Below are 22,723 nucleotides of genomic sequence, written 5' to 3' on the forward strand. Positions count from 1 at the left end.
TCCGAGGTAAATTTCCGCTAGGGGCGAGCGCATGAACACGTTGAGCAAGATCGAAAGCGCGATGCCGCTGCCCGTTACCGTCGATGACATATTGGCGGCGCGCGTGCGGATTTCGGGCGCGGTCGTGCATACGCCGACGCTGATCAGTCAGACCCTGTCCAATATGCTCGGCTGCAAGGTCTACCTGAAGTTCGAGAACCTCCAGTTTACCGCTGCCTACAAGGAACGCGGCGCGCTCAATCGCCTGCTTCAGCTGGACGCGGCGTCAAAGGAAAAGGGCGTGATCGCCGCTTCCGCTGGCAATCACGCGCAGGGGCTTGCCTATCACGGTCGCCGTCTGGGCGTGCCCGTGACCATCGTCATGCCCGTGACCACGCCGACGGTTAAGGTGACGCAGACGCAAGGGCATGGCGCGACGGTCGTGTTGCATGGTGAGAAGTTTGACGATGCCAGCACTTATGCGCGCCAACTGGCCAAGGAAAATGGCCTGACTTTCGTCCACCCGTTCGATGAACCCGACATCATGGCCGGACAGGGTACTGTCGCGCTGGAAATGCTGGAGGACGCGCCGGAAATCGACACGCTGGTCATCCCGATCGGTGGCGGCGGGCTGTTTTCCGGCATGGCCACTGCGGCCAAGGCGATGAAGCCCGACATCCGCATCTATGGCGTGCAGGCGGAGCTTTATCCGTCGATGTACAGCCATATCAAGCAGGCGAACCTGGCCTGCGACGGCGATACGCTGGCCGAAGGCATCGCGGTGAAGGAGCCGGGTGAGCTGACGCGCCGCTTTGTCGAGCGCTTGGCCGACGACGTCCTGCTGGTGGATGAACGGCATCTGGAGGAGGCGTTGAGCCTGCTGCTCCAGATCGAAAAGACCGTGGTCGAGGGCGCAGGCGCGGCTGGGCTTGCCGCGCTGTTGATGCACAAGGACATGTTTGCGGGCCGCAATGTTGGGCTCGTCCTGACCGGGGGCAATATCGACACGCGCCTGCTGGCGAACGTGCTGCTGCGCGATCTTGCGCGGTCGGGTCGTCTGGCGCGCCTGCGCATCATCTTGCAGGATCGCCCCGGCGCGCTGTTCCATGTCGCCCGCATCTTCGATCAGGAAGCGGTCAACATTCTGGAGTTGTCGCATCAGCGCATCTTCACCAATCTTCCCGCCAAGGGCCTTAGCCTCGACGTCGAATGCGAAACCCGCGACGGGGAGCATCTTGATCGCTTGATCACAGCCCTGCGCGCCGCCGGATATGAGGTAGCGCCGATCGAGGTTGCCTGATCGGCCTCCCGGCGTAGGGAGTACGCATTTTTTTCGTGGTAAATGACCTTTTCACGGAAGGCTGCGGGCGTCATAGTCTGTCCATGACTCAAGTTTCTCGCAGCGTTTTGACGGAGACCGTGGGGTGAGCGCACCATTTCGTTTTCCGCGCTTCTTTGTGACGAACCCCAGCCCGTGCCCTTATATTCCGGGCCGGAGCGAGCGGAAGGTCTTTACCGAACTTAACGGCGACAACGCGGCGGAACTTAACGATGCGCTCGGCCGCATCGGCTTTCGCCGCAGCCAGAATGTCGCCTACCGGCCAAGTTGCGCCGACTGCTCCGCCTGCGTATCGGTTCGTGTGGTGGCAGGAGAGTTCACGGCCAACGCCACGCAACGCAAGCTCATTCGCCGCAACAGCGATTTGATCGTCACGGCATGCAAGCCATGGTCCACCGAGGAGCAATTCGAGCTGCTCCAGCGCTATCTCAAGGCGCGCCATCCGGGCGGCGGCATGACCGAGATGGACGAGATGGATTTCGCCGACATGGTCGAGCAGACCCCGGTCGAAAGCCACGTCGTCGAATATCGCGAGCCCGGCAAGAATGGCCGCCCCGGCAAGTTGATCGGTGCATGCCTGACCGACCGGCAGGGCGATGGCCTGTCGATGATCTACAGCTTCTTCGACACGGAGTTGGAGCACCGCAAGGGTCTGGGCAATTTCATCATCATGGATCACATCCTGCGCGCCGCGAAGGCGGGCCTGCCCTATGTCTATCTGGGCTATTGGGTCGAAGGGTCGCAGCGGATGCAGTATAAGGTCCGCTACCGCCCGTTGGAAAAGCTGAGCCGCAGCGGTTGGGTTCGTTTCGACCCGCAGGAGCAGGCGCAGGCCATCCGGGGCGTAGTTCCTCGCGACGAACCGCCGTTGCCGATCGAACTGGCGGGTATCTTCCGGAAATAGCCTCCTCGGCCTCGACCGCCACAAGGCTGCATGCGTCTATCTCGCGGCAAAGGTCACAGCCTCGATCTTGTTTCCATCCGGATCGCGCACGAACGCCCCGTAATAATGGGCGTCGTAATTGGGGCGAACGCCCGGCGTGCCCTCGTCCGTTCCGCCAAGTTCCAGCGCCAGTCGATAGAACTCGCGGACGGCTTCGCGATCGGCCGCTTCGAAACAGATATGAATGCCGTTGCCGGGCGACGCTCGATCCCCATTCACGGGCGTTTCGACGCTGAACGCCACGTCCGTCACGCCATAATCCAGTGAATGCGGATAATCGCGTATGTTGCGATAGCCGAGCAGCGTCATCAGCGGGTTGTAAAACGCCCGCGCGCGTTCGACGTCATTTGTCCCAACCGACACATGATGGATCATGCCGTCTCTCCTGTCCTTGCCCACTGGGTCTTCAGACAGGCTAAACCCCTGATCCTATTTGCAGTTGCACCTGCGTTTGACGCCATGGCGACGCGTCGTCGTTTCGGTCACGTAGCTGGTGGTAGTGACCGTCGGCGTGATGACCACTGTCGTTGTCGTGGCACCCGGATAATAATAGCCGCCCGCGATGTAGCCGGGGGCCTGCGTCGTCGTCACCACCGGGGCGCCGGGGCCATCATGCCGAACGATCGGCGGTGGTGCGCCATAGGGCGGAGCGTCATAATCCACTCCATAGTTACTGCGCGCCTCGCCTTCGAAACGGCCTTCATATTCGCCGCTCACCGTGCGGCCGTTTTCGTCACGCCAGGTGCCGGTCCAGCGCCCTTCATATTCATGGGGTGGGGGCGGAGGCCCGTCATGCGCGGTCACATCATCATCATAGGGGACGCCGGGCCGGTCCGGTTCATGATCGGGGGCATCCCAATCGACGTCGCTGCGATGATCCCGGACGCGGCCGTGCCGATCGACCATCACGGCGTCGTCATAATAGCGGGACCAACCATAGCCATCGACGGGCGCGGGCAGGCCGTAGCGTCCATAATTGCCGATCCGGTAGGTGGGGCTCACCCAATAGGATGGCAGGACATAGCCCATGACCGGCCGCCGGTAAGCGCCCCAACCGCCCGGCGCATACCAGCCCGCGAACCAGCGACCCTGAACGCGCGGTCCCCAGCGGTGGACCATCGTTCCGCGGTGCATTCCGGCATGAACCGGCCGCATGCCGGAAAAACTCTTGCCCAGGGCAGGGAGCGTCGCGCCCGTTCCGGCTGCATCGCCCGCTAAAGCCGGTGTTGCGAGGCCGAGGGCAAGGCCCGTGCCCGCCAGCATGATGCTCCAGTTCCGCATGCAAAACTCCCCGTTGTTCATGGCTGCCTTGAGCATGGCCGTGACGTTAACGTCTGGTTTAGCATGATGATCCGCCTCGATCCACGCGGGGGGAACGCCCCGCCTGTTCCGAAACGGAGCAGGGTTATGAGGCGAGCCGAGTGCCGATCCGTTCGATCAGCATCTCAAGCCCATTCTGGTCGGCGATATCGAAACGCGCCGGGGCAGGGCTATCGAGGTCAAGCACAGCAACGACGCGGCCATCGACCGTCACGGGCACGACGATCTCCGACGCGCTGGCCGCATCACAGGCGATGTGGCCGGGGAAAGAGTGGACATCCTCGACCAGCTGCGTCTTTCCCGTGGCCGCCGCCGTGCCGCAGACGCCTCGGCCTAAAGGTATGCGGATACAGGCTGGCTTTCCCTGAAATGGGCCAAGCACCAGTTCACCTTCTACCATGCGATAGAAGCCTGCCCAGTTAAGGTCCGGAAGAAATTGCCAAATTAGCGCCGCGGCATTGGCCATGTTGGCGACAGCATCCGGCTCGCCGTCCGTCACTGCATCGACGGCCGACAGGAGGTCCGCATAGAGCGTGGACTTGTCGCCATCAGTTGGTGTCTTGAAATCAAACATCGGCAGTCCTCAATCCATCCGCACCTTGCCACGCCCCTGCTTCACTGAACTGCGCGCCTTCTTGGCGTCTACGCGGCGTGCCTTTGCCGCCTTGCCCGGCTTCGTGGCGATGCGCCGGGGATCGCGTTTGTAGGCCTCGACGATCATCTCGGCCAGCCGGTCGCGGGCATCCTGGCGATTGGCCTCCTGCGTGCGGAAGCGGGACGCCTGGATCACTATCTCCCCGCCAGAGGTCAGGCGTGATCCCGCCAGTTCCTTTATTTTGCGGAAGGCATGGACCGGCAATCCCAGCCGATAGAGGGCCACCCTTAGCTGAACCGCAGTGGCGACCTTGTTGACATTCTGCCCGCCGGGACCGCCAGCGGTGATGAAACGCTCCTCCAGCGCATCTTCCGGAATGTCAAAGTCCGGCATCGTCCAGATACTCCGGCCCGAAGCCCGCTGCCGTAAAGGTCGCGGGCAGGGGAGCTGTCGCCTCTGCTGGAGCCTTGCTCCCGCGCGGGACGCTGAGGAAACGGCTGTGTAGCAGCATTGGTCCCTCGCCGGTGCCATATACCGGGTCGCCAGCGATGGCGAAGCCCAAGCCATATAATGTGTGAGCGCGAATCTGATGGGTTCGTCCGGTGCGCGGTGTGAAGACCATCAGCGAGCGGCCGTCCTTCACCGCCAGCTTTCGCCATTCGGTCACAGCGGACTTCCCCTCTTTGGCCGCGATGATGCGCCAGCCCTTGGCCGCGCTGCTGACTTTCTTCAGCGACAGTTCGATCGTGCCGCTTTCGGCTTCCGGTACACCGTCCACGACCGCGACATAGCGCTTGCTGACCGTTCCCGCCTCAAACTCGGCGGCATAGCGCTTGTGCGCCTTGGGATTGCGCGCCAACAGCAGGCAGCCGCTGGTGTCCCGGTCCAGCCGGTGCACCGGCAGAGGCCAGCGCTGAAAGCCGAAGGTCAGTGACGAAAGGTGGTTCTCCAGGCTCAGCGAACCGTCGCGCGGCGCATCGACCGGCAAGCCGGCGGGCTTGTCGAGAATGATGGCTTCACCATCGATGAAGAGAACTCGGTCATGCAATAGGGACAAGGGGTGATTCCGAACCAGTTGGAAAGATTGACGGGCGCGCGCTGTCCTATAGGGCGAGGAAGCCATGGAGAACAGGGGGAACGAGGTCCAGCACAAGTCGGCGCCATCGGAACGGGTGCAGGGTGGCGGGCGGCTGGAATGGATCGATGTGGCGCGCGGCATTGGTATCATCGCCGTGGTGGCCGGACATGTGTGGAGAAGCGGCCCTCTCCGAGATGCGCTCTACAGCTTCCACATGCCGTTGTTCTTCCTGCTGTCGGGCCTGCTTTCGCGTCCTCAGCCGCCCAAAGGATTCGCCCTGCGGCAATTGGCGTCGCAGATGCGTCCCTATGCGGCCTTCCTGGCATTACTGATCATTGCGGATCAGATTATTGAGCCGATGAAGGGGCAGCGGCCTATCTTCAACCAATGGCCGGACGACATATTGCCGATCCTTCTTGGCGGATCATGGCTGCGCGGTCCCTATACCATATTCTGGTTCGTGCCCTGCCTGATGGCCGCGCGCATCCTGTTCAATGCGCTGCTGTCCCGTTGGCCCGATCCTCTCGACCGGCGCTGGCTTATCGCGATCATAGCTGTCTCTGTTGTAGCCTATGTAGCAGGGGAGGTTACCCAGACGTCCGTGTTGGGGTTGCTGTCCGTGCCCATGGCTCTTGTGCTGCTCTGGATCGGAGCCGTGTGGCAGCAGGTGCCGTGGAGGCATTGGATGTGGCTCCCATTGGGCGCGCTGGCTCTGGCGGGGCTATCCGGTCTGCTTCCCACGCTTAACATGAAGGCTGCCGATTACGGGTTGCCGATCCTGTCGCTCGCTTCGGCTGTAGCGACGTCGTTGCTGATCTTCCGCATTTCTGTCCATGTCGCGCCTTTTGGCGGATGGTTGGCGGCAGTGGGCAGGGCCTCACTTGTCATCATGTATCTGCACGTCGCGGTCATCCATTACCTGTCACCCCATTTGGACAAGCCTTGGTTGCTGCTCCATGCGCTGCTGTTGCCCATCGCCGTCTATTATCTTTTGCGCGCCAGCCCGGTCGGCGGTCGCCTGTTCCTCTGAAAAAAGAGGCCGGTGCATCCATCCTATGCACCGGCCCCTATCGTTGTGCCTTGCGACCCAAGGCTCAACCGCTGCACCGAGAGGGGAAGAGTGCAGCCAAATTTCTACCCGTGCAGCTTGATTGCCGTCTCCGCGATCCGCCGTCCCTGATACCGGGCGCCTTCCAGTTCATCCTCGTCAGGCTGACGGCTGCCGTCGCTATGCGCGATAGTCGTGGCGCCATAGGGTGCGCCGCCACGCACCTTGTCGACGCCCATCTGCCCGGCGTGGCCATAGTCCAGCCCCACGATCACCATGCCGAAATGCAGCAGATTGGTGATGATCGAGAATAAAGTCGTTTCCTGCCCGCCATGCTGGCTAGCAGTAGATGTGAAGGCGCCGCCCACTTTTCCGTTAAGCGCGCCGCGCGCCCAAAGGCCGCCTGCCTGATCAAGGAAAGCCGCCATCTGGCTCGACATGCGGCCGAAGCGGGTGCCGGTGCCGATGATGATTGCATCATAGTCGGCGAGTTCCGCCACCGACGCAATCGGCGCATCCTGCTCCAGCTTGAAGCCCGCATTTCGGGCGACCTCCAAGGGCGCGGTTTCGGGCACTCGCCTGATGTCAACCTGAGCGCCAGCGGCGGCCGCGCCTTCCGCAACAGCCTTCGCCATCGTTTCGATGTGGCCGTAGGACGAATAATAGAGAACCAGCACCTTAGCCATGAAGTGTCTCCAGTCTTGGTAATGCATTGATCGGAAAAAGGTTTCTTGAATAATGCGACCGCTCGCCCCCTCAGGGGGGCAAGGTGAGCGAGCGGCCGATAGGCCTTCCGGGCCTATTCGCTATCGACGAGGACGATTTCGCTATCCTCGATCGCGGTGATCGTGATGGGCTGGCCGCCCAGGATCGCAGCGCCGTCGCGCGCTTCAAAGGTCTGGCCGTTGATCTCGACCCGCCCAGTCGCGGGCACGAGATACAGGTGCCGTCCCTCCGCGCTTTCATAGGTCACGCTGGTGCCAGCCTTTATGGTGCCGCCCAGCAACCGCGCGTCGGCGCGGATGCGCAGCGCGTCCTGATCTTCCGCATAGCCGCTGGCCAGCACCACCAGACGTCCGGCACGATCGCCTTTCGGAAAAGGCTTGGCGCCCCAGCTTGGCGCGCCGCCCTGCGCCTTGGGAATGATCCAGATCTGGAACAGCGTGCTTGTCTCATCCTCCAGATTATATTCGGAGTGACGGATGCCGGTGCCTGCGCTCATCACCTGTACGTCGCCAGCCTCGGTGCGGCCCTTGTTGCCCAGGCTGTCCTGATGCGTGATCGCGCCCTTGCGAACATAAGTGACGATTTCCATGTCGCGGTGGGGATGTGGAGGAAATCCGGTGTTCGCCGCGATTTCATCGTCATTCCACACGCGGATCGCGCCCCAGCCCATGCGGTCAGGGTCATGATAGTCGGCGAAGGAGAAATGATGGCGGGCGTTGAGCCAGCCATGGTCGGCATGACCCAGCGTCTCGAAGGGGCGACGCTCGATGCGGTTTCCTGCGGCGGTGATCATATTTGTGCCTTTCGTTGCTGCGGGAAAAGCGTTCCCGCTTGCTTCCAACTGATTTAGCGATCAGGATCGTTTCTTAAACCGGCAGCATTGAAACGGATTGTTTCCTTTATGCGTCTTCCTGACCTTGAAGCCTGGGCGATGTTCGCCGCCGTCGTGGAGCATCGCAGCTTCACCGATGCCGCTAAGGCGCTCAGTGTGTCGAAAGCGACGGTTTCAAAGGCCGTCACACGCCTTGAGCAGCATCTTGAGACCAGCCTGTTTAATCGCACCAGTCGCCGCCTTGCCCTGACCGAAAGCGGCAAGCGTCTCGCCAGTCACGCCGCCCGGATTTTCGAGGAAGGGCAGGCGGCGGAGGAAGCTGCTCGCCAGGATACCGACGAACTGTCCGGAACCATTCGGCTAGGCGCGCCGATGACGTTCGGATTACTCCGCATCGCGCCGCTGGTCGCGCAGTTCGCCAAGCTTCATCCCGCCGTCGACATCAATCTTCATCTCTCTGACGCGCGGATAGACATGATCGAGATGGGGCTCGACGCCACCCTCCGCATTGCCGACATGCCCGATAGCTCGCTCCGCGCGAGGCGGTTGGGTGACGTCAAGATGCATGTCATCGCTTCTCCCGCCTATTTGGAGGAGCGGGGCAGGCCCAAGCATCCGTCCGACCTCGGTGCCCACGACTGTCTTTGCTATGCCAATGCGCCGACGCCTGACGTATGGCGCTTCTCGGGGCCGGGGCAGCAGAATGTCGTGATACAGGTAAGGGCGCGCCTAACCGTCAACAGTGGTGAAGCGATGCTGCCGGCGCTCCGAGCAGGCATAGGCGTTGCTCGGCTGCCCGATTTCATAGTGGGCGAAGCGCTCGCTTCAGGTAAACTGGAGGAGGTCCTGATCGACTGGAGGCCGCCGCCACTTGGCTTGCATCTGGTCACGCCGCCCTCGCGATTGCGGCCTGCGCGGGTCGAGGCGCTGCTCGACTTCATCGCTCGCAACCACGGTTGCTGAAGCTTCGTTGCGCAGGTGAATCTATCTTGACTCAAAATGAATCACTTCGACAATAAATCTTTTCAAACAGATTCAAATTCCCGCGACTCGCGCATTTCTGCGGGTTAGCGAAAAATTAACCTTTGTCCTTCAGAAGTTTTTTGGTTAATGAATTGGAGCAGACGCCGTTCTTAGGGGTTGACGGGATCTGCAAGGACAGGGGCTTCAATATGCGCGTTCTGCTAATAGAAGATGAACCGACAACGGCCAAGGCGATCGAGCTTATGCTCACGACCGAAGGCTTCAACGTCTACACTACGGACCTTGGCGAGGAAGGGCTCGACCTTGGTAAGTTGTATGACTACGACATCATCTGTCTGGATTTGAACCTGCCGGACATGCACGGCTATGACGTGCTGAAGAAGCTCCGCGCCGCCAAGGTGCAGACGCCGGTGCTTATCCTTTCCGGCATTGCGGAGATGGACAGCAAGGTTCGTTCCTTCGGCTTTGGCGCCGACGATTATGTGACCAAGCCGTTCCATCGCGAAGAACTGATCGCGCGCATTCATGCCGTGGTTCGCCGGTCCAAGGGCCATTCGCAGTCGGTCATCCGGACGGGCAAGCTGGCGGTCAATCTGGACGCCAAGACCGTGGAAGTGGACGGCAACCGCGTCCACCTGACCGGCAAGGAATATGCAATGCTGGAGCTGCTCTCGCTCCGCAAGGGCACGACCCTGACCAAGGAGATGTTCCTTAACCATCTCTATGGCGGCATGGACGAGCCTGAACTCAAGATCATCGACGTCTTCATCTGCAAGCTGCGCAAGAAACTTGCTTTGGCATGCAGTGGCGACAATTATATCGAGACCGTGTGGGGCCGTGGCTATGTGCTGCGCGATCCCGATGAAGCGGAAGAGGTCGCGACCAAAGTCGCCTGACCCTGCAACCTTGCGCGGGTGCCGAAAGGCCGGTGATCCTATGGGATCATCGGCCTTTGTCGTTGATGCGACCGTGCTCGATCAATCTCTCCTGATATGGAAAAGGGCCGGTGACCTCTTGGATCACCGGCCCTGTCTTGTCAGGCGGAGGGGCGGAAAGGGGGCGGGCTTAAAGCCCGAAGTGGGGAATCCGCCCGAGTGGGGTCAATTGTCCGCCTGACTGGACGACGTGCTATCGCTGGAGCCTGATGCGTGGCCGCTTCCCGATAGCGTGCCGGTTGCATTAAGCGCCGCGCCTCCATTGAGAGCGTTGCTGGCGCTACCGGCTGAGTTTGCCGCGCCGGACTGAGCCGCGCCAGACGCGTTACCGGCCGCCGATCCAGCACCGCTCAGTGCGCCACCGGCCCGGTTGCGTGCCGCTTGTGCGGTAGCGCTGGCTTGCCCTTGCGCCGCTGCACCTGCCGTGACCGCGCGATCTCGCGCTGCGCCCGCCGTCTGGCTGGCCTGATCCCGAACGCCCCGTACTGCATTGGCGACATCATTGGTGCCCAGCGTGTCGGCGGTCAGGCCACCGCTGGCGGATCCACTGGCTGAACCCGCCGCGTTTGCGCCGTGGCTCTTTCCCTTGTGGGTTACAGAGCCAGTCGCCGCACCGTCAGCCCGGCCAGAACCAGAACCCTTCGCCGCAACCCGCCCATTGTCCAGATCGATGCTGCGGTCGAGGCCGATGCCGCCCGAGCCGCTCAATGCGCCGCCGAGCGATCCACCAGCGCCGCCCAGAGCGCCGCCCAGGCCACCGCCCAGACCGCCACCACCACCCAGCAGCTGGGCAGACGCAGGAACCGCAGTCAGGGCGGCAAGGCAAGCAGTGGCAAGAATGATTGTCTTCTTCATCGATCGTCTCCTTGTTCGTTTTCGATCCGATGCAAGGACAACGGGATGGCGATGCAAATTCATCCCTGACGCCGAAATATTCTTAACAAGCAGCTGATATTCAATCCATATTTCTGCAATTGTCGCAGATAATACCATGCCCGAATGCCTTGCTGCTTTCCGGCTTGGCCTCCTCGATCAGCCCGCTCAGGCTACCGTTCACAAACAGCCGCCCCGCGACAAGCGGCGCGGCGAAAGAGGTGCCTCGCACGCTGCCCTTGCCGCCATCGGTGCGCGCGGCATTCATGTCCGCGCCGGGCGCCGCGAAATCCACATGCCGGGCGCGCCCCGCTTCGGGAAGCAAGCGCCCGCGGCCATCTACGCCCGTCACCGCCACGACATCAGGATAGGATGCGGGATAGGCGGGTGGCGCAGCCGGACCGTCATTGCCGACCGCCGCTACCACCGTAACGCCCTTTTCACGCGCCAGCCGGATGGCTCCTGCCAGCAGAGGATTATCGGGTCCGACCAGGCTTAAGGTGACGACGTTGACCCCGCGCGCCGCCATCCATCCCAGCGCTCGCACGATCGCGAAGGCACTGCCGCCCGCTGGATCATCACCATAAACATCTGCGACCAGCAGCGGCGTACCCGGCGCCGCGCCCCGAATGGACCCGGTTCCACTGATCAAGGACGCCACCGCCGTGCCGTGCGAACTGGCACGAGGCGCGCCGCGAACGAAGCCGCGCTGCTCGACCGCGCCAGTGAGTGACGCGTGACGGGCGACGCCACCATCGATCATTCCCGCCGCTCGAGATCGGACAGGCCCTGTCCCCGCCAAGGCTGCACTCCCCGACTTGGGCGCCGCACCGCCGGGGAAATAGAGATTATCCGCGCTCACCTCCGCCTCTGGTGCGATCGAGCGCACCTGCTTCAACGCGCGGGAGAGGCTCCGGCCGGGCGGCACCGCGAGGCGCGTTAGGGGCAGGTCGATCCCCTCAATGGCCTCGCTTGCCACCGCATAGCCCGCGCGACGCAACGCTTCGATGCTGGTCTGCTTGGCACCCGTCAGCAGGATGACGCCACGCCGCGCGGCCTCTTTCCGATCGTCCAGTTCCACGCTGTCGCCATGCCGTCGCAGCAGATCACCAATCCGTGCCGCTCTCGCCGCCACGAGGCGTTCTGCCAAGCGGGTGGGAGGAACCCTATTCAGCGCGCCTTCCGCGTCGTTGAGCAAGTCCGGAACCATCCCTCCTATCTGCCCCAAGGCCCCATTGGGGGACGGCAACAATTGTGCTTGTGCCGCCGGACCTGTCAGCAGCAGTCCCGCAACGATCCAGGAACGTAGGGCCTTCATCTCTGTCTCTTCATCCTCGACTGGCGCGGAGGCGAATTTTCCGCTCCTTTCGCATCCATAATGAGTCATCGCGAATTTATTTCCGGTAGATATACCTCTTCGGGGATGAAACGAACGGGCACAGCCGTTTCATCCTTGAACAAGTGATGGAGACCGGATGTCGTTCGAAAACGATCTGTTGGCGATCCTCCCCCGGCTGCGCCGCTTCGCCGTCAGCTTGTCGAGGGACCGCGCCGATGCGGACGACCTTTGCCAGGCGGCGCTGGAGCGAGGGCTGCGGGCGCGCCAACAATGGCAGCCGGGGACAAGGTTGGACAGCTGGATGTATCGTATCATGCGCAACCTCTGGATCGATGAAGGCCGTTCGCGGCAGCGCGCCGTGCGGACTTTCGCACCCGAAGAGGCCGGTGAGCATGTTGGCTATGCAGGCGATCAGCATGTGGAGGCGCACGTCATGCTCTCCGACGTCGATCGCGCGATGCAGGCTTTGCCGGATGAGCAGCGCGAAGCCATCGCGCTCGTTCTGGTAGAGGGCCTGTCCTACAAGGAAGCCGCCGAAATTCTGGGCGTGCCCATGGGTACGTTGACCTCGCGCTTGGTTCGTGGACGCGGCGCCCTTATCGAATTGCTGGGAGAAGCAGCATGACCGACATTGATGAAGCCATGCTGATCGCCTGGGTCGATGGCGAGCTGGACGAAATCACTAGCCGCCGCGTCGATCGCGCCGTTGCGGACGATCCTGCTTTGGCCCAGCGCCTGGAAATGCACCGGCATTTGCGGCAGCGTCTTTCCGGTCACTATGCGCCGGTTGAAGCTGAACCTGTGCCACAGGCTATGCGTGCGCTGCTGGAGGAACGGCCGAAGGTCACGCCCATCACCCGTCCCGCGGCTCCCAAATGGCGCAGTTGGGGCATTGGCGGCGCGATCGCTGCCAGCCTTGTCCTGGGTCTCGGCATCGGCCGTTTGTCGAGCGGCCCCGCTGGACCTGTTGCAGTCAGCGATGGCGTTATGGTGGCGAGGGGTGAACTCGCCTCCGCCCTCGAAACACAACTTGCCTCGGCCCAAAAGGACACATCAATCCGCATCGGCCTGAGTTTTCAGCGCAAGGGCGGAGGCTGGTGCCGTAGCTTCGAAGGCAGAGCCCTGTCGGGAGTGGCCTGCCGCGAGGGGGAAGGCTGGCAGGTTCAGCAACTGATTCCCGGCGCCGCCCAATCGACGGATTACCGTCAGGCATCCTCCACCGACGCAAGCATTATGGCGACGGTAAGCGCCCTGATCGAAGGCTCCCCCGCCGACGCGACCCAGGAGGCTGCCGCCAAGGCCAAGGGCTGGCGCTGAACTTCGGACGTCTTTCCGTTCCGGCTAAGTCTGCAAATACCAGCGATCTGTGCCCTCAAGGCCGATCGCCGTCAGTTTGCCGCTGTTCCAGGCACCCGTATCTATCCCTATCCGGTTGGCCTGCTCATCGACTTCGCTGGTGATGCTGTGTCCATGGACCACCATATAGGGATGGGCTTGCCGGTCATGCAGGAACTCACCCCTGATCCAGCGCAGGTCGGCTGCATCCTGCTTCTCTAGCGGCAGACCGGGCCTGATCCCGGCATGAACGAACAGATAGTCGCCCATCACAAGACTATCCGGAAAACCGTTCAGGAAATCGACATGCTCGCGGGGCACATTTTCCAGCATCCATGACGCGATGTCCTTGTCCGTCATCGCTGTGCCGACGCCGGATTCCAGCCCATAGCTTTCAAGCGCGGCCACGCCCCCAATGCGGCGGCAATAGCCCGCATATTGCGCATCGCCCTTCGCGGCGCCGACAAAGACCTCCTCATGATTGCCTTTGATCAGGTGAAAATTCGGGGATGCCCGCCACAAGGATATTGCATGCTCTATGACGGCGGCGGATTGTGGCCCGCGATCCATCAGGTCGCCCAACAGGATGAGATGACAGGGTAGGGGAGCGCGTGCCGAGTCATCCTCATCGATCAACCGCAGCAGTTGTTCGAACAGGTCGAGCCGCCCGTGGATGTCCCCGATGGCATAGACTCGCCGATCGCTGCCTATATCGGGCACGAACGATGGCGCTGGCGACGAGCCGCGGCGGAAAAACTTCAGCATGACTGGCGCCGATCGATATTCATCCTCGCCCTTGTCGCACGTCCCCTAGAGTCGAGGCAATGTGACGCCTTGCTGCCCCATATATTTCCCCGCCCGGTCGGCGTAGCTGACCTCGCACGGCTCATTACCCTTGAGGAAAAGGAACTGGCAGGCCCCCTCATTGGCGTAGATCTTGGCGGGGAGGGGCGTGGTGTTGGAAAACTCCAGCGTCACATGGCCTTCCCAGCCCGGCTCCAGCGGCGTCACATTCACGATGATGCCGCATCGTGCATAGGTGGATTTGCCAAGGCAGATCACCAGCACATCGCGCGGCACCCGGAAATATTCGACCGTCCGGGCCAGCGCAAAGCTGTTGGGCGGAATGATGCAACAGTCGGTCTTGCGATCGACAAAGCTGTTCGCCGCGAAATCCTTCGGGTCCACCACCGCGCTGTCGACATTGGTGAAGATCTTGAACTCGTCTGCCACGCGCGCGTCATAGCCATAGGAGGACAGGCCATAACTGATGCAGCCGTCTCGCCGCTGATTTTCCACGAAGGGCTCGATCATCCCTTGGGAAATGGCCTGCTCGCGAATCCACTTATCCGACAAAATCGACATGACTATTCTTGACTCTTACTGGAAGGATCGTGGCCCAAATCATTGGGTCCGAACGAAAAAGGCAGAAGCTCGGTAACGCTGTGTTGGGCCACGGAATCACCTTCGCTCGCCGCACAATAAATGGCGATGGGCCGCCCCGCCACCTGCTCTGCTTCGTTCAGGATCTGACGGCATCTTCCGCAGGGCGTGACCGGGTCAGCACCACCCCCGACGACCGCGATTGCCTCGACGTCGCCAAGCCTCCCCTGCGCATTGGCGGCTGCCAAAGCCACCGTTTCAGCGCAGAGCGACAGGCCAAAGCTCGCATTTTCGAAGTTCGCGCCGACGACCACCTCGCCATCGGACAACCGCACGGCGGCCCCGACAGGAAAGCGGCTGTACGGAGCATAGGCATTTGCCCTCGCCGCGCGCGCTGCCTCGATCAGGCTTTGGACATCCGTATCAATAGTCATGGCGCGACCACGCCCCATCTAACCGGGCCATCGATGCCATCGATATGACGCATGTCATTCGCCGTCCACATGACCCATCGGCGGGTAGCATAATCAGGCGGGAAGAAGTTTCCATCCAGCCAGAGCGTCCGGTTTATGCCCGACGCGATGTCATATTCTTCCTCGAAAGCCTTTGAAATGTTGAGGAGCACCGGCTTGCCTGCATTGCTCTCAACCAGGTTCACCAGCGTATTGAGTTCAGACAGCACCGCGTCCCGCCCCGGCCGCGCAGTGCAGCCAGGATCAAAATCGAGCCGGATCACCGGGGGCAGGGCGGCATTGTCCCGTGGCACTGTCGTGACAAAGCGTGTCGCCTGACCGGCGGCGCGGCCGCACAGGCTGAATTCCAGCATCGCGCCATAGCGCAAACCGGACGATCGCGCCGCAGACCAGTTCCGCGCAAAGGCGGGGTCGCGGCCCTCCGTGCCCTTGGCCGCTCTTATATAGGCGAAATCGACGCCATTGGCCGCCAGCGTGCCCCAATCGATCGCGCCTCCGTCGGCGGAAACGGCCACCCCCTGAACCGGGTAGACGTCGCGCCCCGGCGCCCAGCGGCAGGCATAGCTCCACGCACCCAACACCAACAGGGCGATGACCAGCGCGCCCGCAAGGATGCGGACCAGAAACCGGCCGGAAGAATGCTGGCGAATGTCCCCTTACCCCTTGATATGCAGCACGCAGATGAGCGTGAACAGGCGTCGTGCCGTGTCGAAATCGACCTTGATCTTGCCCTCCAGCCGCTCGATCAGCATTTCCGCCGCGTCATTGTGGATGGCCCTGCGCGCCATGTCCACCGTTTCAATCTGTTGCGGGGAGGCATTGCTGATTGCCTGATAATAGCTGTCGCAGATCGCGAAATATTCCCGGATCGGGCGCCGGAACCGGCCCAGGCCGAGGATGATCGCCTCCAGCGGCTCGCCATCCTCCCGCTTGATCTCGATCACCAGCCGCCCATCCTCGACGCGCAGCAGCACGCGGTAGGGGCCTGCATAATCATCGGCATGGGTGCGCTGGGGCGCGAAATAATTATCTTCCAGCAGGTCGAATATGGCGATCCGCCGCTCCTGCTCGACATCCGCGTTGCGCCAAAGGATCGTCCGCTCGTCAAGCGTGATGTCGATGATGCGCGGGTCGGTCATGGGTCCATAGTCCCTGCTGCTGCCGACGGCGAAAAGCAAGGGGGAGTTCTCCACAGCTTTGCCTGTCGGGACACAGCTTGCCCCTTGCGCAGAACCCCGGCGAGCGCGATGAGAGGCGCATGGTCGAACTGGTGCAGATTAATCCCGCCGCAGAAGCAGGCATCCCCGAACTCCCGCGCAACGTGGAGGCGGAAGCCGCGCTGCTGGGCGCGCTGATGATCGACAATCGCATTGCCGAGGATGTTCAGCTCAAGCTCAAGGCGGAGCATTTCTTCGAACCTCTGCATGGCCGCATCTATGAAGCCGTGATGAAGCTGGTTGAGCGCGACATGGTCGCCAATCCGGTCACGCTCAAGCCGATGCTGGAGCAGGACCCGGCGCTCAAGGAATTGGGCGGTGTCGGCTACCTCGCGCAGCTCACGGGGAACGGTGCCGCGCTGCTCGGCGCGCGCGATTTCGCCAGCCAGATTTATGACCTCGCACTTCTGCGTCAACTTGTGAATGTAGGGCGAGAACTGGTTGAAAATGCTCTCGATACCAGTGAGGATGTTAATCCGCGCGAACAGATAGAGATGGCCGAAGTCGCGCTCTATAAAGTATCCGAGGGCGAGGGTGAAACCGGCTCCGTCAAAAGCTTCGCCACCGCCACCACCATGGCCGTGCAGGTGGCCGAACGGGCGCTCAACAGTGGCGGTCACGTTTCGGGCATCACCACTGGCCTCAATAGCCTGAATGAAAAGATCGGTGGCCTCCACAATTCGGATCTCATGATCCTTGCGGGGCGTCCGGGCATGGGGAAGACCTCGCTTGCCACCAACATCGCCTATAATGCCGCGTCCCGCTGGATGCGCGACCATGTCGATGGCATCCCGCCTGAAAAGAATATGGGCGCGAAAACGGCCTTCTTCTCCCTCGAAATGTCCGCCGATCAGCTGGCGACCCGCGTGCTTGCCGAGCAGTCGGGCATCAGCGGGGAGGCGCTGCGCATGGGTAAGATCAGCCGCGCCGATTTCCAGAACCTGTCTCGCGCCGCGCGCGACCTTCAGGAACTGCCGCTTTTCATCGACGATACGCCAGGTCTGACCATCGCGGCGCTGCGCACGCGTGCGCGGCGGCTGAAGCGTCGTCATGACATTGGCCTCGTCATCGTCGATTACCTCCAACTGCTTCAGGGCAGCGGCCGGGGCAGCGATAATCGCGTGCAGGAAATTTCAGAAATTTCGCGCGGTCTCAAGACCTTGGCGAAGGAACTTAATGTTCCGGTTCTGGCGCTTTCACAGCTGAGCCGTGCGGTCGAGCAGCGGGAGGACAAGCGACCGCAGCTGTCCGACCTTCGCGAATCCGGCTCGATCGAGCAGGACGCCGACATGGTCTGGTTCGTCTTTCGCGAGGATTATTATGTCGCCGCGAAGGAGCCGGGTAACAAGGAGAGTAGCGAGCATCTTGAATGGGCGCAGGAGATGGAGCGGATCTACGGCCTTGCCGAACTGATCGTCGCCAAGCAGCGTCACGGTTCGACCGGCCGTATCCGTATGAAGTTCGACGCGAAGATCACCCGCTTCTCCGACCTCGCGGACGGCGGCTATATGGGCGATTATGAGTGATCGACCGAGTTCGGCTCTGCTCGAACTAAGGGGCGAGGGCGCTCAACCCGTAATGAGCGCCTGCAACACCAATATAAGACCAATCAGCCCAACCATATAAACCAGCGTCCGCACCACCGGCACGCCCATCGCGTAAAGCGGAAGATAGACGATCCGCGCGCCCAGCCACAGCCATGCGCCGATCGCCGTCAGGTCACTCGTCCGTCCCGCGACCACCACGCCGAGCAGCGCGACGATCGCGATGGGGTAGGTCTCAAGGAAATTCGCCTGCGCGCGCACCAACCGTCCTGCGACAGGCTCCAGCGGTGGCAAGGTCTCGTCCCGCGCGCCCATATTCCATTTCGGCCCATATTGCTTCGTCTTGAAATGCGCCGCCGCAAAAATATGCACCAACAGGAGCACGCAGCTCCACGCCAGTATCTTGAGCTCGATCGCCATGCGGTATCCCCTTTCCACAGGTAAGATGGCTACGTTATCGCCATTCCTGCGCTCGCGCCATGAGGCTTGCTCGACAGAACGATACCGTTCGATTATGCTTGGCGAATACTGATGTCCACTATCTGTGCGACGGCAGGATCGCGCCACTCAAGCTGACGGCGAACGGCGTTATTTCCTCCCGCTGGTGGAGGAAGCGGCCGAGTTCATCCGGCCCGAATGCGATTGATTTTGCGGGAATGAAGGGGGCGGGTGTCGGACCTGGACACTCCATCCCCCAAATTTTCCTTCGCCATGGGCAAAGCATTCTGAATTGAAACGGTTGCGCGCTTCCGCCATCTGGCCAGCATGGCCGAACAACTCCCTGCCACCGTCTTTCTCGTCGGCGCGGGTCCGGGTGATCCGGAACTGCTGACGTTGCGCGCTGCGCGCCTGATCGCGCAGGCGGATGTCATCGTGCATGACGGATTGGTGTCGGCCGAGATATTGGCCATGGCTTCGGCGGGCGCGGAACTGATTTCCGTCGCCAAGCAGCGCAGCCGCCATTCGATGCCGCAAGAGGGCATCAACGCCTTGCTGGTAGAACTGGCGATCGGCGGGCGTAGCGTCGTGCGGCTGAAGGGGGGCGATCCATTCGTATTCGGTCGCGGGGGCGAGGAAATGGAAGCATGCCGCGCCGCTGGCGTGTCGGTCGAGATCGTGCCGGGGATCAGCGCGGCGATCGGCTGCGCGGCGCAGGCGCAGCTTCCCCTCACCCATCGTGATGCGGCGAGCGCGGTGACCTTCGTCGCGGGCCAGTGCAAGGGGCTGACAGAACAGGACTGGTCCGGGCTTGCTGGCCATGGCCGCACGCTGGTGATTTATATGGGCGTGGCGACGGCGGCGGATATCGCCGACAAGCTTATCGCCGATGGCGTGTCGCCTGCCATTCCGGTCGCGGTGCTGGAAAATGGCACGCGTTCCGATATGCGCACGCTGCGCACCCTGCTCGCCGATCTGGGTGACATGGTGGCGCGTGAAAAAGTAAAAAGTCCGGCCCTGATTGTGGTCGGGGAAGTGGCGGCCTATGCGCTGGCGCAGGACGTGCTGGCTGGCTGGGCCACACAGGCGAACAATGGGGCGGAGATGCATTCGTGAAGATTTTGACTGGCAATGACCTTGGCACCGGGGACGTGATCTGGTGGGCGGGCGACGGCTGGTCGCGGCAGGTCGGCGAATCCGTCGATGTAGGCGACAAGGGCGACGAGCTTGCCCGTGCCGAGGAAGCCGCGCTGCGGGTGGTCGCTCCTTATGTGATCGACGCCACCCTGACCGACGAAGGCGTGCGCCCGGCCCATATCAAGGATCGCATCCGTGCCCTGGGGCCGACGGTGCGCCCCGACCTGACGCTTAAACCGAATGACGCCGATGCCGGCAACTGGGTGATCTGACCATGTATCGTTATGACAGCTATGACCAGTCCATCGTGGACGCCCGCGTTGAGGAATTTCGCGATCAGGTGCAACGCCGCCTGGCCGGGCAACTGACCGAGGATCAGTTCAAGCCGCTGCGCTTGATGAACGGCCTCTATCTCCAGCTGCACGCTTACATGCTGCGGGTCGCCATCCCCTATGGCACGTTGAACGGGCCGCAGATGCGCAAGCTGGGCGAGATCGCGCGCAAATATGACAGGGGCTATGGCCACTTCACCACGCGCACGAACCTGCAATATAATTGGATCAAGCTGGCCGACGCGCCCAACATCCTCGCCGAGCTGGCAACGGTCGAGATGCATGCCATCCAGACGAGCGGCAATTGCATCCGCAACATCTCGTCGGATCAATATGCTGGCGTCGCCGCTGATGAGGTGACGGACCCACGCCCTTGGGCCGAGCTGCTGCGTCAGTGGTCGACCTTCCATCCAGAATTCACCTATCTGCCGCGCAAGTTCAAGATCGCGGTGATCGCCAGCGAAGAGGATCGCGCGGCGATGCGGCTGCACGACATCGGCCTGAAGCTGGTGTCGCGCGATGGGCAGATCGGCGCGGAAGTTTATGCCGGTGGCGGCATGGGCCGCACGCCGATGGTCGCCCCTCTTATCAAGGACTTCGTGGCCGAAGATGAGATCGTACCTTATTTGGAAGCGTGCCTGCGCGTCTACAATCGCTACGGCCGCCGCGACAACAAGTACAAGGCCCGGATCAAGATCCTGGTCCATGAGCTGGGCGTCGAGGAATATAAGCGTCAGGTCGAGGAAGAGTTTGCGCATATGCGGGAGCTGGGCCTCAACCCGCCACGTGAGGAACTGGACCGCATCCGGCCCTTCTTCGCCAATCCGACTTATGATCAGGGTCTGAGCGACGAGATCGACCGTAGCGACCCCGCCTTCGCCCTGTGGGTGGACCGGCAGGTCGCGGCGCACAAGCAGCCCGGCTATGCGATCGTCAACATCAGCCTGAAGCCGCGCGGCGGCATTCCGGGCGATGCTTCGGCCGAGCAGATCGAGTTGGTGGCGGACCTCGCCGAACGCCATTCGCTGGACGAACTGCGCGTCACTCATGCGCAGAACCTTGTCCTGCCGCATGTGAAAAAGGCGGACCTGTACGCCATCTGGCAGAAGCTGGACGAGGCCGGGCTGGCGGAGGCCAATCTGGACCTGATCGGCGACATCATCGCCTGCCCGGGCCTGGATTATTGCAGCCTTGCCAATGCGCGGTCGATCCCGCTGGCGCAAAAGCTTTCGGAACGGTTTGCGGACGCTGGCCGTCAGAAGGATCTGGGCGAGCTTAAGGTCAAGATCTCCGGCTGCATCAACGCGTGCGGGCATCATCATGCCGGGCATATTGGCGTGCTGGGCGTGGACCGTAAGGGCGTGGAGAATTTCCAGCTGTCGCTCGGCGGATCGGGCGCTCAGGATGCTGCCGTCGGTCAGATCACGGGGCCGGGCTTTTCGGAGGATGGCGTCGTCGATGCCATTGAGAAGGTCACCGACCTCTATCTCGCTCAGCGTCAGGAAGGCGAGCGCTTCCTCGACACCTATCGCCGTCTTGGCATGAAGCCCTTCAAGGAGGCGATCTATGGTTGAGTTCCTGACTTTCCGCGACGGTGAAGCCGCACAGGAACCCGCCGTCACGGTCGAATCCTTCACCGGCCAGTCCAATTCGACCGCGGTGCGGATCGAGGCGGGCGAGGATGCGCGCGAACTGCTGCCCTATTTGGAGCGGCTGTCGCTGGTCGAGGTGAATTTCCCGGCCTATGGCGACGGGCGCGGCTATTCGGCCGCCCGTATCCTGCGCGAGGCCGGTTATCAGGGCGAACTGCGCGCGGTGGGCGATGTGCTGGTCGATCAGATCAACGCCATGCGCCGCTGCGGCTTCGACAGCTTCCGCCCCGACAAGGCGTTGGACGATGCCGCCGTCGAACGTGCCCTTAATCGCTATGCCGACGTCTATCAAAAGACTGTCGATGGCCGCAGCCCGGTTTGGGCGAAGCGGCAACCGGAGAGTATAGATGGCTGAACCTGCCCGCCAGCTTGACGTAATCGACGCCCGACCTGCCTTCACGCAGGCCGACGCGGACGCGCTGAACGCGCGTTTCGAAGGGGCGGATGCATTAACGATGCTCAAGACCGTCTTTGCCGAAGGTCTGGCAGGCAAGGTGGCGGTTGTGTCTTCCTTCGGCACGGAAAGCGCCGTGCTGCTGGATCTGGTGGCGCGGGCGGATAAGAGCGTGCCGGTGATCTTCGTCGATACGCTCAAGATGTTCACGGAAACGCTGAACTATCGCGATACCCTCATCAGCCGGATGGGTTTTTCCGACAGCCGGTCGGTCACGCCCAATGCGGAAGTGCTGGCGAAGAAGGACGAGACGGGCCTGCGCTGGTCCTATGATCCTGATGGATGCTGCGACATCCGCAAGGTCGAGCCGATGCAGCGCGCCAAGGACGGGCTGGACGCGTGGATTTCCGGGCGCAAGGCGTTTCAGTCCACCACGCGCCAGAATATGCCGCGTTTCGAGGTGGAAGACGGCCGCCTGAAGATCAATCCGCTCGGCGATTGGACGAAGGACGATCTGGAAGCCTATTTCGCGGAGCATGACCTGCCGCGTCATCCTCTGGAAGCGCAGGGTTATCTGTCGGTGGGTTGCGAACCGTGCACGTCGAAGGTGCTGCCGGGTGAAGACCCGCGCGCAGGACGCTGGCGCGGTTGGGACAAGGTGGAATGCGGCATTCACTCGCCCGTGACGCCTGTCCCCGCGCCCGTGGTTGATCCGGAAGACCCGGCTAATCAGCCTGTGTTCTGATAAAATGAGCCGACTTCGATTGGCGAAATGAACAGGGCATCGCGTCGTCCCAGAGGAAGTTGGGATGACGCGATGCTCGGCC

General features: G+C 62.0%; 28 protein-coding genes. 13 read left to right on the forward strand and 15 right to left on the reverse strand.

The genetic code is table 11. From position 1 onward, the window contains the following. Positions 1–31: 31 nt before the first annotated feature. Together ACYU81_RS12740 and ACYU81_RS12745 are read left to right on the forward strand one after the other, a co-directional pair. The gene (locus ACYU81_RS12740; protein WP_460987917.1) at positions 32–1,279 is read left to right on the forward strand and encodes a threonine ammonia-lyase; all 1,248 of its coding nucleotides are present in this window, start codon (positions 32–34) and stop codon (positions 1,277–1,279) included. 124 nt (positions 1,280–1,403) lie between these two features. After that, positions 1,404–2,222, forward strand: a complete 819-nt coding sequence (locus ACYU81_RS12745) for an arginyltransferase (protein ID WP_460987918.1) — start codon at positions 1,404–1,406, stop codon at positions 2,220–2,222. A 36-nt stretch (positions 2,223–2,258) separates the two neighbouring features. Here the strand turns inward: ACYU81_RS12745 and ACYU81_RS12750 are convergent, their stop codons facing one another. From ACYU81_RS12750 to ACYU81_RS12770, 5 genes are all read right to left on the reverse strand, one after another. Further along, positions 2,259–2,636, reverse strand: coding sequence for a VOC family protein (locus ACYU81_RS12750; RefSeq protein ID WP_460987919.1), 378 nt, complete (start codon positions 2,634–2,636; stop codon positions 2,259–2,261). 54 nt (positions 2,637–2,690) lie between these two features. After that, the gene (locus ACYU81_RS12755; RefSeq protein ID WP_460987920.1) at positions 2,691–3,542 is read right to left on the reverse strand and encodes an RcnB family protein; all 852 of its coding nucleotides are present in this window, start codon (positions 3,540–3,542) and stop codon (positions 2,691–2,693) included. Between the two features lie 124 nt (positions 3,543–3,666). After that, complete coding sequence (locus ACYU81_RS12760; protein ID WP_460987921.1) at positions 3,667–4,155, reverse strand: GAF domain-containing protein; 489 nt, start codon at positions 4,153–4,155, stop codon at positions 3,667–3,669. A 9-nt stretch (positions 4,156–4,164) separates the two neighbouring features. Further along, on the reverse strand, positions 4,165–4,569 hold the full coding sequence (gene arfB, locus ACYU81_RS12765; protein WP_449472081.1) for an alternative ribosome rescue aminoacyl-tRNA hydrolase ArfB: 405 nt from the start codon (positions 4,567–4,569) through the stop codon (positions 4,165–4,167). Continuing rightward, positions 4,556–5,233, reverse strand: coding sequence for an RluA family pseudouridine synthase (locus ACYU81_RS12770; protein ID WP_460987922.1), 678 nt, complete (start codon positions 5,231–5,233; stop codon positions 4,556–4,558). The genes arfB and ACYU81_RS12770 overlap by 14 nt, the downstream gene beginning before the upstream one ends. Positions 5,234–5,297: 64 nt before the next feature. Here ACYU81_RS12770 and ACYU81_RS12775 point away from each other — a divergent pair, with 64 nt between their 5' ends. Beyond that, the gene (locus ACYU81_RS12775) at positions 5,298–6,284 is read left to right on the forward strand and encodes an acyltransferase family protein (RefSeq protein ID WP_460987923.1); all 987 of its coding nucleotides are present in this window, start codon (positions 5,298–5,300) and stop codon (positions 6,282–6,284) included. A gap of 104 nt (positions 6,285–6,388) precedes the next feature. On the opposite strand, the gene wrbA is transcribed toward ACYU81_RS12775, so the two are convergent. Both wrbA and ACYU81_RS12785 read right to left on the reverse strand, forming a co-directional pair. Further along, complete coding sequence (gene wrbA, locus ACYU81_RS12780; protein ID WP_460987924.1) at positions 6,389–6,988, reverse strand: NAD(P)H:quinone oxidoreductase; 600 nt, start codon at positions 6,986–6,988, stop codon at positions 6,389–6,391. Between the two features lie 113 nt (positions 6,989–7,101). Next, the gene (locus ACYU81_RS12785) at positions 7,102–7,821 is read right to left on the reverse strand and encodes a pirin family protein (protein WP_460987925.1); all 720 of its coding nucleotides are present in this window, start codon (positions 7,819–7,821) and stop codon (positions 7,102–7,104) included. 108 nt (positions 7,822–7,929) lie between these two features. Between ACYU81_RS12785 and ACYU81_RS12790 the strand changes: the two genes are divergently transcribed. Together ACYU81_RS12790 and ctrA are read left to right on the forward strand one after the other, a co-directional pair. Beyond that, positions 7,930–8,823, forward strand: coding sequence for a LysR family transcriptional regulator (locus tag ACYU81_RS12790; protein WP_460987926.1), 894 nt, complete (start codon positions 7,930–7,932; stop codon positions 8,821–8,823). A 209-nt stretch (positions 8,824–9,032) separates the two neighbouring features. After that, the gene (gene ctrA / locus ACYU81_RS12795) at positions 9,033–9,740 is read left to right on the forward strand and encodes a response regulator transcription factor CtrA (RefSeq protein ID WP_196226306.1); all 708 of its coding nucleotides are present in this window, start codon (positions 9,033–9,035) and stop codon (positions 9,738–9,740) included. Positions 9,741–9,944: 204 nt separating this feature from the next. On the opposite strand, the gene ACYU81_RS12800 is transcribed toward ctrA, so the two are convergent. Both ACYU81_RS12800 and ACYU81_RS12805 read right to left on the reverse strand, forming a co-directional pair. Next, positions 9,945–10,634 (reverse strand): hypothetical protein, encoded by a 690-nt coding sequence (locus ACYU81_RS12800; protein ID WP_460987927.1) that lies wholly within the window; start codon positions 10,632–10,634, stop codon positions 9,945–9,947. A gap of 100 nt (positions 10,635–10,734) precedes the next feature. Continuing rightward, a complete protein-coding gene (locus ACYU81_RS12805) occupies positions 10,735–11,970 on the reverse strand; it encodes a S8 family serine peptidase (protein WP_460987928.1) in 1,236 nt (411 codons plus the stop codon). A gap of 157 nt (positions 11,971–12,127) precedes the next feature. Here ACYU81_RS12805 and ACYU81_RS12810 point away from each other — a divergent pair, with 157 nt between their 5' ends. Both ACYU81_RS12810 and ACYU81_RS12815 read left to right on the forward strand, forming a co-directional pair. Beyond that, positions 12,128–12,616 (forward strand): RNA polymerase sigma factor, encoded by a 489-nt coding sequence (locus ACYU81_RS12810; RefSeq protein WP_460987930.1) that lies wholly within the window; start codon positions 12,128–12,130, stop codon positions 12,614–12,616. Continuing rightward, positions 12,613–13,308 (forward strand): anti-sigma factor family protein, encoded by a 696-nt coding sequence (locus tag ACYU81_RS12815; RefSeq protein ID WP_449472088.1) that lies wholly within the window; start codon positions 12,613–12,615, stop codon positions 13,306–13,308. Before ACYU81_RS12810 ends, ACYU81_RS12815 begins: the two co-directional genes overlap by 4 nt. Before the next feature lie 24 nt (positions 13,309–13,332). Here the strand turns inward: ACYU81_RS12815 and ACYU81_RS12820 are convergent, their stop codons facing one another. The 5 genes from ACYU81_RS12820 to ACYU81_RS12840 form a co-directional block, all read right to left on the reverse strand. Next, positions 13,333–14,091: a metallophosphoesterase family protein gene (locus ACYU81_RS12820; protein ID WP_460987931.1), complete on the reverse strand. Its 759-nt coding sequence runs from the start codon at positions 14,089–14,091 to the stop codon at positions 13,333–13,335. Between the two features lie 45 nt (positions 14,092–14,136). Then, positions 14,137–14,691 carry a dCTP deaminase gene (gene dcd / locus ACYU81_RS12825; protein ID WP_449472091.1) on the reverse strand — a complete coding sequence of 185 codons (555 nt, stop codon included), beginning with the start codon at positions 14,689–14,691 and terminating at the stop codon, positions 14,137–14,139. 2 nt (positions 14,692–14,693) lie between these two features. Next, positions 14,694–15,143, reverse strand: a complete 450-nt coding sequence (locus tag ACYU81_RS12830) for a cytidine deaminase (protein WP_460987932.1) — start codon at positions 15,141–15,143, stop codon at positions 14,694–14,696. Continuing rightward, positions 15,140–15,766, reverse strand: a complete 627-nt coding sequence (locus ACYU81_RS12835; RefSeq protein ID WP_460987933.1) for a glycoside hydrolase family 25 protein — start codon at positions 15,764–15,766, stop codon at positions 15,140–15,142. The genes ACYU81_RS12830 and ACYU81_RS12835 overlap by 4 nt, the downstream gene beginning before the upstream one ends. A 72-nt stretch (positions 15,767–15,838) precedes the next feature. Continuing rightward, complete coding sequence (locus tag ACYU81_RS12840) at positions 15,839–16,321, reverse strand: UPF0262 family protein (RefSeq protein WP_460987934.1); 483 nt, start codon at positions 16,319–16,321, stop codon at positions 15,839–15,841. 119 nt (positions 16,322–16,440) lie between these two features. Between ACYU81_RS12840 and ACYU81_RS12845 the strand changes: the two genes are divergently transcribed. Then, a complete protein-coding gene (locus tag ACYU81_RS12845; protein WP_196226296.1) occupies positions 16,441–17,925 on the forward strand; it encodes a replicative DNA helicase in 1,485 nt (494 codons plus the stop codon). A 42-nt stretch (positions 17,926–17,967) separates the two neighbouring features. Here the strand turns inward: ACYU81_RS12845 and ACYU81_RS12850 are convergent, their stop codons facing one another. Next, positions 17,968–18,363: an MAPEG family protein gene (locus tag ACYU81_RS12850; protein WP_460987935.1), complete on the reverse strand. Its 396-nt coding sequence runs from the start codon at positions 18,361–18,363 to the stop codon at positions 17,968–17,970. Positions 18,364–18,708: 345 nt separating this feature from the next. On the opposite strand from ACYU81_RS12850, the gene cobA reads away from it, so the two are divergent. The 5 genes from cobA to ACYU81_RS12875 are packed head-to-tail and all read left to right on the forward strand — an operon-like array spanning position 18,709 to position 22,641. Continuing rightward, positions 18,709–19,497, forward strand: a complete 789-nt coding sequence (gene cobA / locus ACYU81_RS12855) for a uroporphyrinogen-III C-methyltransferase (RefSeq protein ID WP_460987936.1) — start codon at positions 18,709–18,711, stop codon at positions 19,495–19,497. Continuing rightward, a complete protein-coding gene (locus tag ACYU81_RS12860; RefSeq protein ID WP_449472101.1) occupies positions 19,494–19,790 on the forward strand; it encodes a DUF2849 domain-containing protein in 297 nt (98 codons plus the stop codon). The genes cobA and ACYU81_RS12860 overlap by 4 nt, the downstream gene beginning before the upstream one ends. Before the next feature lie 2 nt (positions 19,791–19,792). Beyond that, positions 19,793–21,424, forward strand: coding sequence for a nitrite/sulfite reductase (locus ACYU81_RS12865; protein ID WP_460987937.1), 1,632 nt, complete (start codon positions 19,793–19,795; stop codon positions 21,422–21,424). Further along, the gene (locus tag ACYU81_RS12870) at positions 21,417–21,857 is read left to right on the forward strand and encodes a DUF934 domain-containing protein (protein WP_460987938.1); all 441 of its coding nucleotides are present in this window, start codon (positions 21,417–21,419) and stop codon (positions 21,855–21,857) included. The genes ACYU81_RS12865 and ACYU81_RS12870 overlap by 8 nt, the downstream gene beginning before the upstream one ends. After that, positions 21,850–22,641, forward strand: a complete 792-nt coding sequence (locus ACYU81_RS12875) for a phosphoadenylyl-sulfate reductase (protein WP_460987939.1) — start codon at positions 21,850–21,852, stop codon at positions 22,639–22,641. Before ACYU81_RS12870 ends, ACYU81_RS12875 begins: the two co-directional genes overlap by 8 nt. Positions 22,642–22,723 lie beyond the last annotated feature (82 nt).

The sequence above is a fragment of the Sphingobium sp. TomTYG75 genome (assembly GCF_054771635.1).

What these genes read in the sequence shown, in the direction of transcription:
- ACYU81_RS12755 (WP_460987920.1), bottom strand. Translation starts at nt 3,542, where the DNA reads ATGCGGAACTGGAGCATCATGCTGGCGGGCACGGGCCTTGCCCTCGGC.
- ACYU81_RS12820 (WP_460987931.1), bottom strand. Translation starts at nt 14,091, where the DNA reads ATGCTGAAGTTTTTCCGCCGCGGCTCGTCGCCAGCGCCATCGTTCGTG.
- ACYU81_RS12790 (WP_460987926.1), top strand. Translation starts at nt 7,930, where the DNA reads ATGCGTCTTCCTGACCTTGAAGCCTGGGCGATGTTCGCCGCCGTCGTG.
- ACYU81_RS12800 (WP_460987927.1), bottom strand. Translation starts at nt 10,634, where the DNA reads ATGAAGAAGACAATCATTCTTGCCACTGCTTGCCTTGCCGCCCTGACT.
- ACYU81_RS12840 (WP_460987934.1), bottom strand. Translation starts at nt 16,321, where the DNA reads ATGACCGACCCGCGCATCATCGACATCACGCTTGACGAGCGGACGATC.
- ACYU81_RS12750 (WP_460987919.1), bottom strand. Translation starts at nt 2,636, where the DNA reads ATGATCCATCATGTGTCGGTTGGGACAAATGACGTCGAACGCGCGCGG.
- ctrA (WP_196226306.1), top strand. Translation starts at nt 9,033, where the DNA reads ATGCGCGTTCTGCTAATAGAAGATGAACCGACAACGGCCAAGGCGATC.
- cobA (WP_460987936.1), top strand. Translation starts at nt 18,709, where the DNA reads ATGGCCGAACAACTCCCTGCCACCGTCTTTCTCGTCGGCGCGGGTCCG.
- ACYU81_RS12775 (WP_460987923.1), top strand. Translation starts at nt 5,298, where the DNA reads ATGGAGAACAGGGGGAACGAGGTCCAGCACAAGTCGGCGCCATCGGAA.
- ACYU81_RS12810 (WP_460987930.1), top strand. Translation starts at nt 12,128, where the DNA reads ATGTCGTTCGAAAACGATCTGTTGGCGATCCTCCCCCGGCTGCGCCGC.
- ACYU81_RS12830 (WP_460987932.1), bottom strand. Translation starts at nt 15,143, where the DNA reads ATGACTATTGATACGGATGTCCAAAGCCTGATCGAGGCAGCGCGCGCG.
- ACYU81_RS12805 (WP_460987928.1), bottom strand. Translation starts at nt 11,970, where the DNA reads ATGAAGGCCCTACGTTCCTGGATCGTTGCGGGACTGCTGCTGACAGGT.
- dcd (WP_449472091.1), bottom strand. Translation starts at nt 14,691, where the DNA reads ATGTCGATTTTGTCGGATAAGTGGATTCGCGAGCAGGCCATTTCCCAA.
- arfB (WP_449472081.1), bottom strand. Translation starts at nt 4,569, where the DNA reads ATGCCGGACTTTGACATTCCGGAAGATGCGCTGGAGGAGCGTTTCATC.
- wrbA (WP_460987924.1), bottom strand. Translation starts at nt 6,988, where the DNA reads ATGGCTAAGGTGCTGGTTCTCTATTATTCGTCCTACGGCCACATCGAA.
- ACYU81_RS12815 (WP_449472088.1), top strand. Translation starts at nt 12,613, where the DNA reads ATGACCGACATTGATGAAGCCATGCTGATCGCCTGGGTCGATGGCGAG.
- ACYU81_RS12760 (WP_460987921.1), bottom strand. Translation starts at nt 4,155, where the DNA reads ATGTTTGATTTCAAGACACCAACTGATGGCGACAAGTCCACGCTCTAT.
- ACYU81_RS12850 (WP_460987935.1), bottom strand. Translation starts at nt 18,363, where the DNA reads ATGGCGATCGAGCTCAAGATACTGGCGTGGAGCTGCGTGCTCCTGTTG.
- ACYU81_RS12740 (WP_460987917.1), top strand. Translation starts at nt 32, where the DNA reads ATGAACACGTTGAGCAAGATCGAAAGCGCGATGCCGCTGCCCGTTACC.
- ACYU81_RS12875 (WP_460987939.1), top strand. Translation starts at nt 21,850, where the DNA reads ATGGCTGAACCTGCCCGCCAGCTTGACGTAATCGACGCCCGACCTGCC.
- ACYU81_RS12785 (WP_460987925.1), bottom strand. Translation starts at nt 7,821, where the DNA reads ATGATCACCGCCGCAGGAAACCGCATCGAGCGTCGCCCCTTCGAGACG.
- ACYU81_RS12865 (WP_460987937.1), top strand. Translation starts at nt 19,793, where the DNA reads ATGTATCGTTATGACAGCTATGACCAGTCCATCGTGGACGCCCGCGTT.
- ACYU81_RS12845 (WP_196226296.1), top strand. Translation starts at nt 16,441, where the DNA reads ATGGTCGAACTGGTGCAGATTAATCCCGCCGCAGAAGCAGGCATCCCC.
- ACYU81_RS12870 (WP_460987938.1), top strand. Translation starts at nt 21,417, where the DNA reads ATGGTTGAGTTCCTGACTTTCCGCGACGGTGAAGCCGCACAGGAACCC.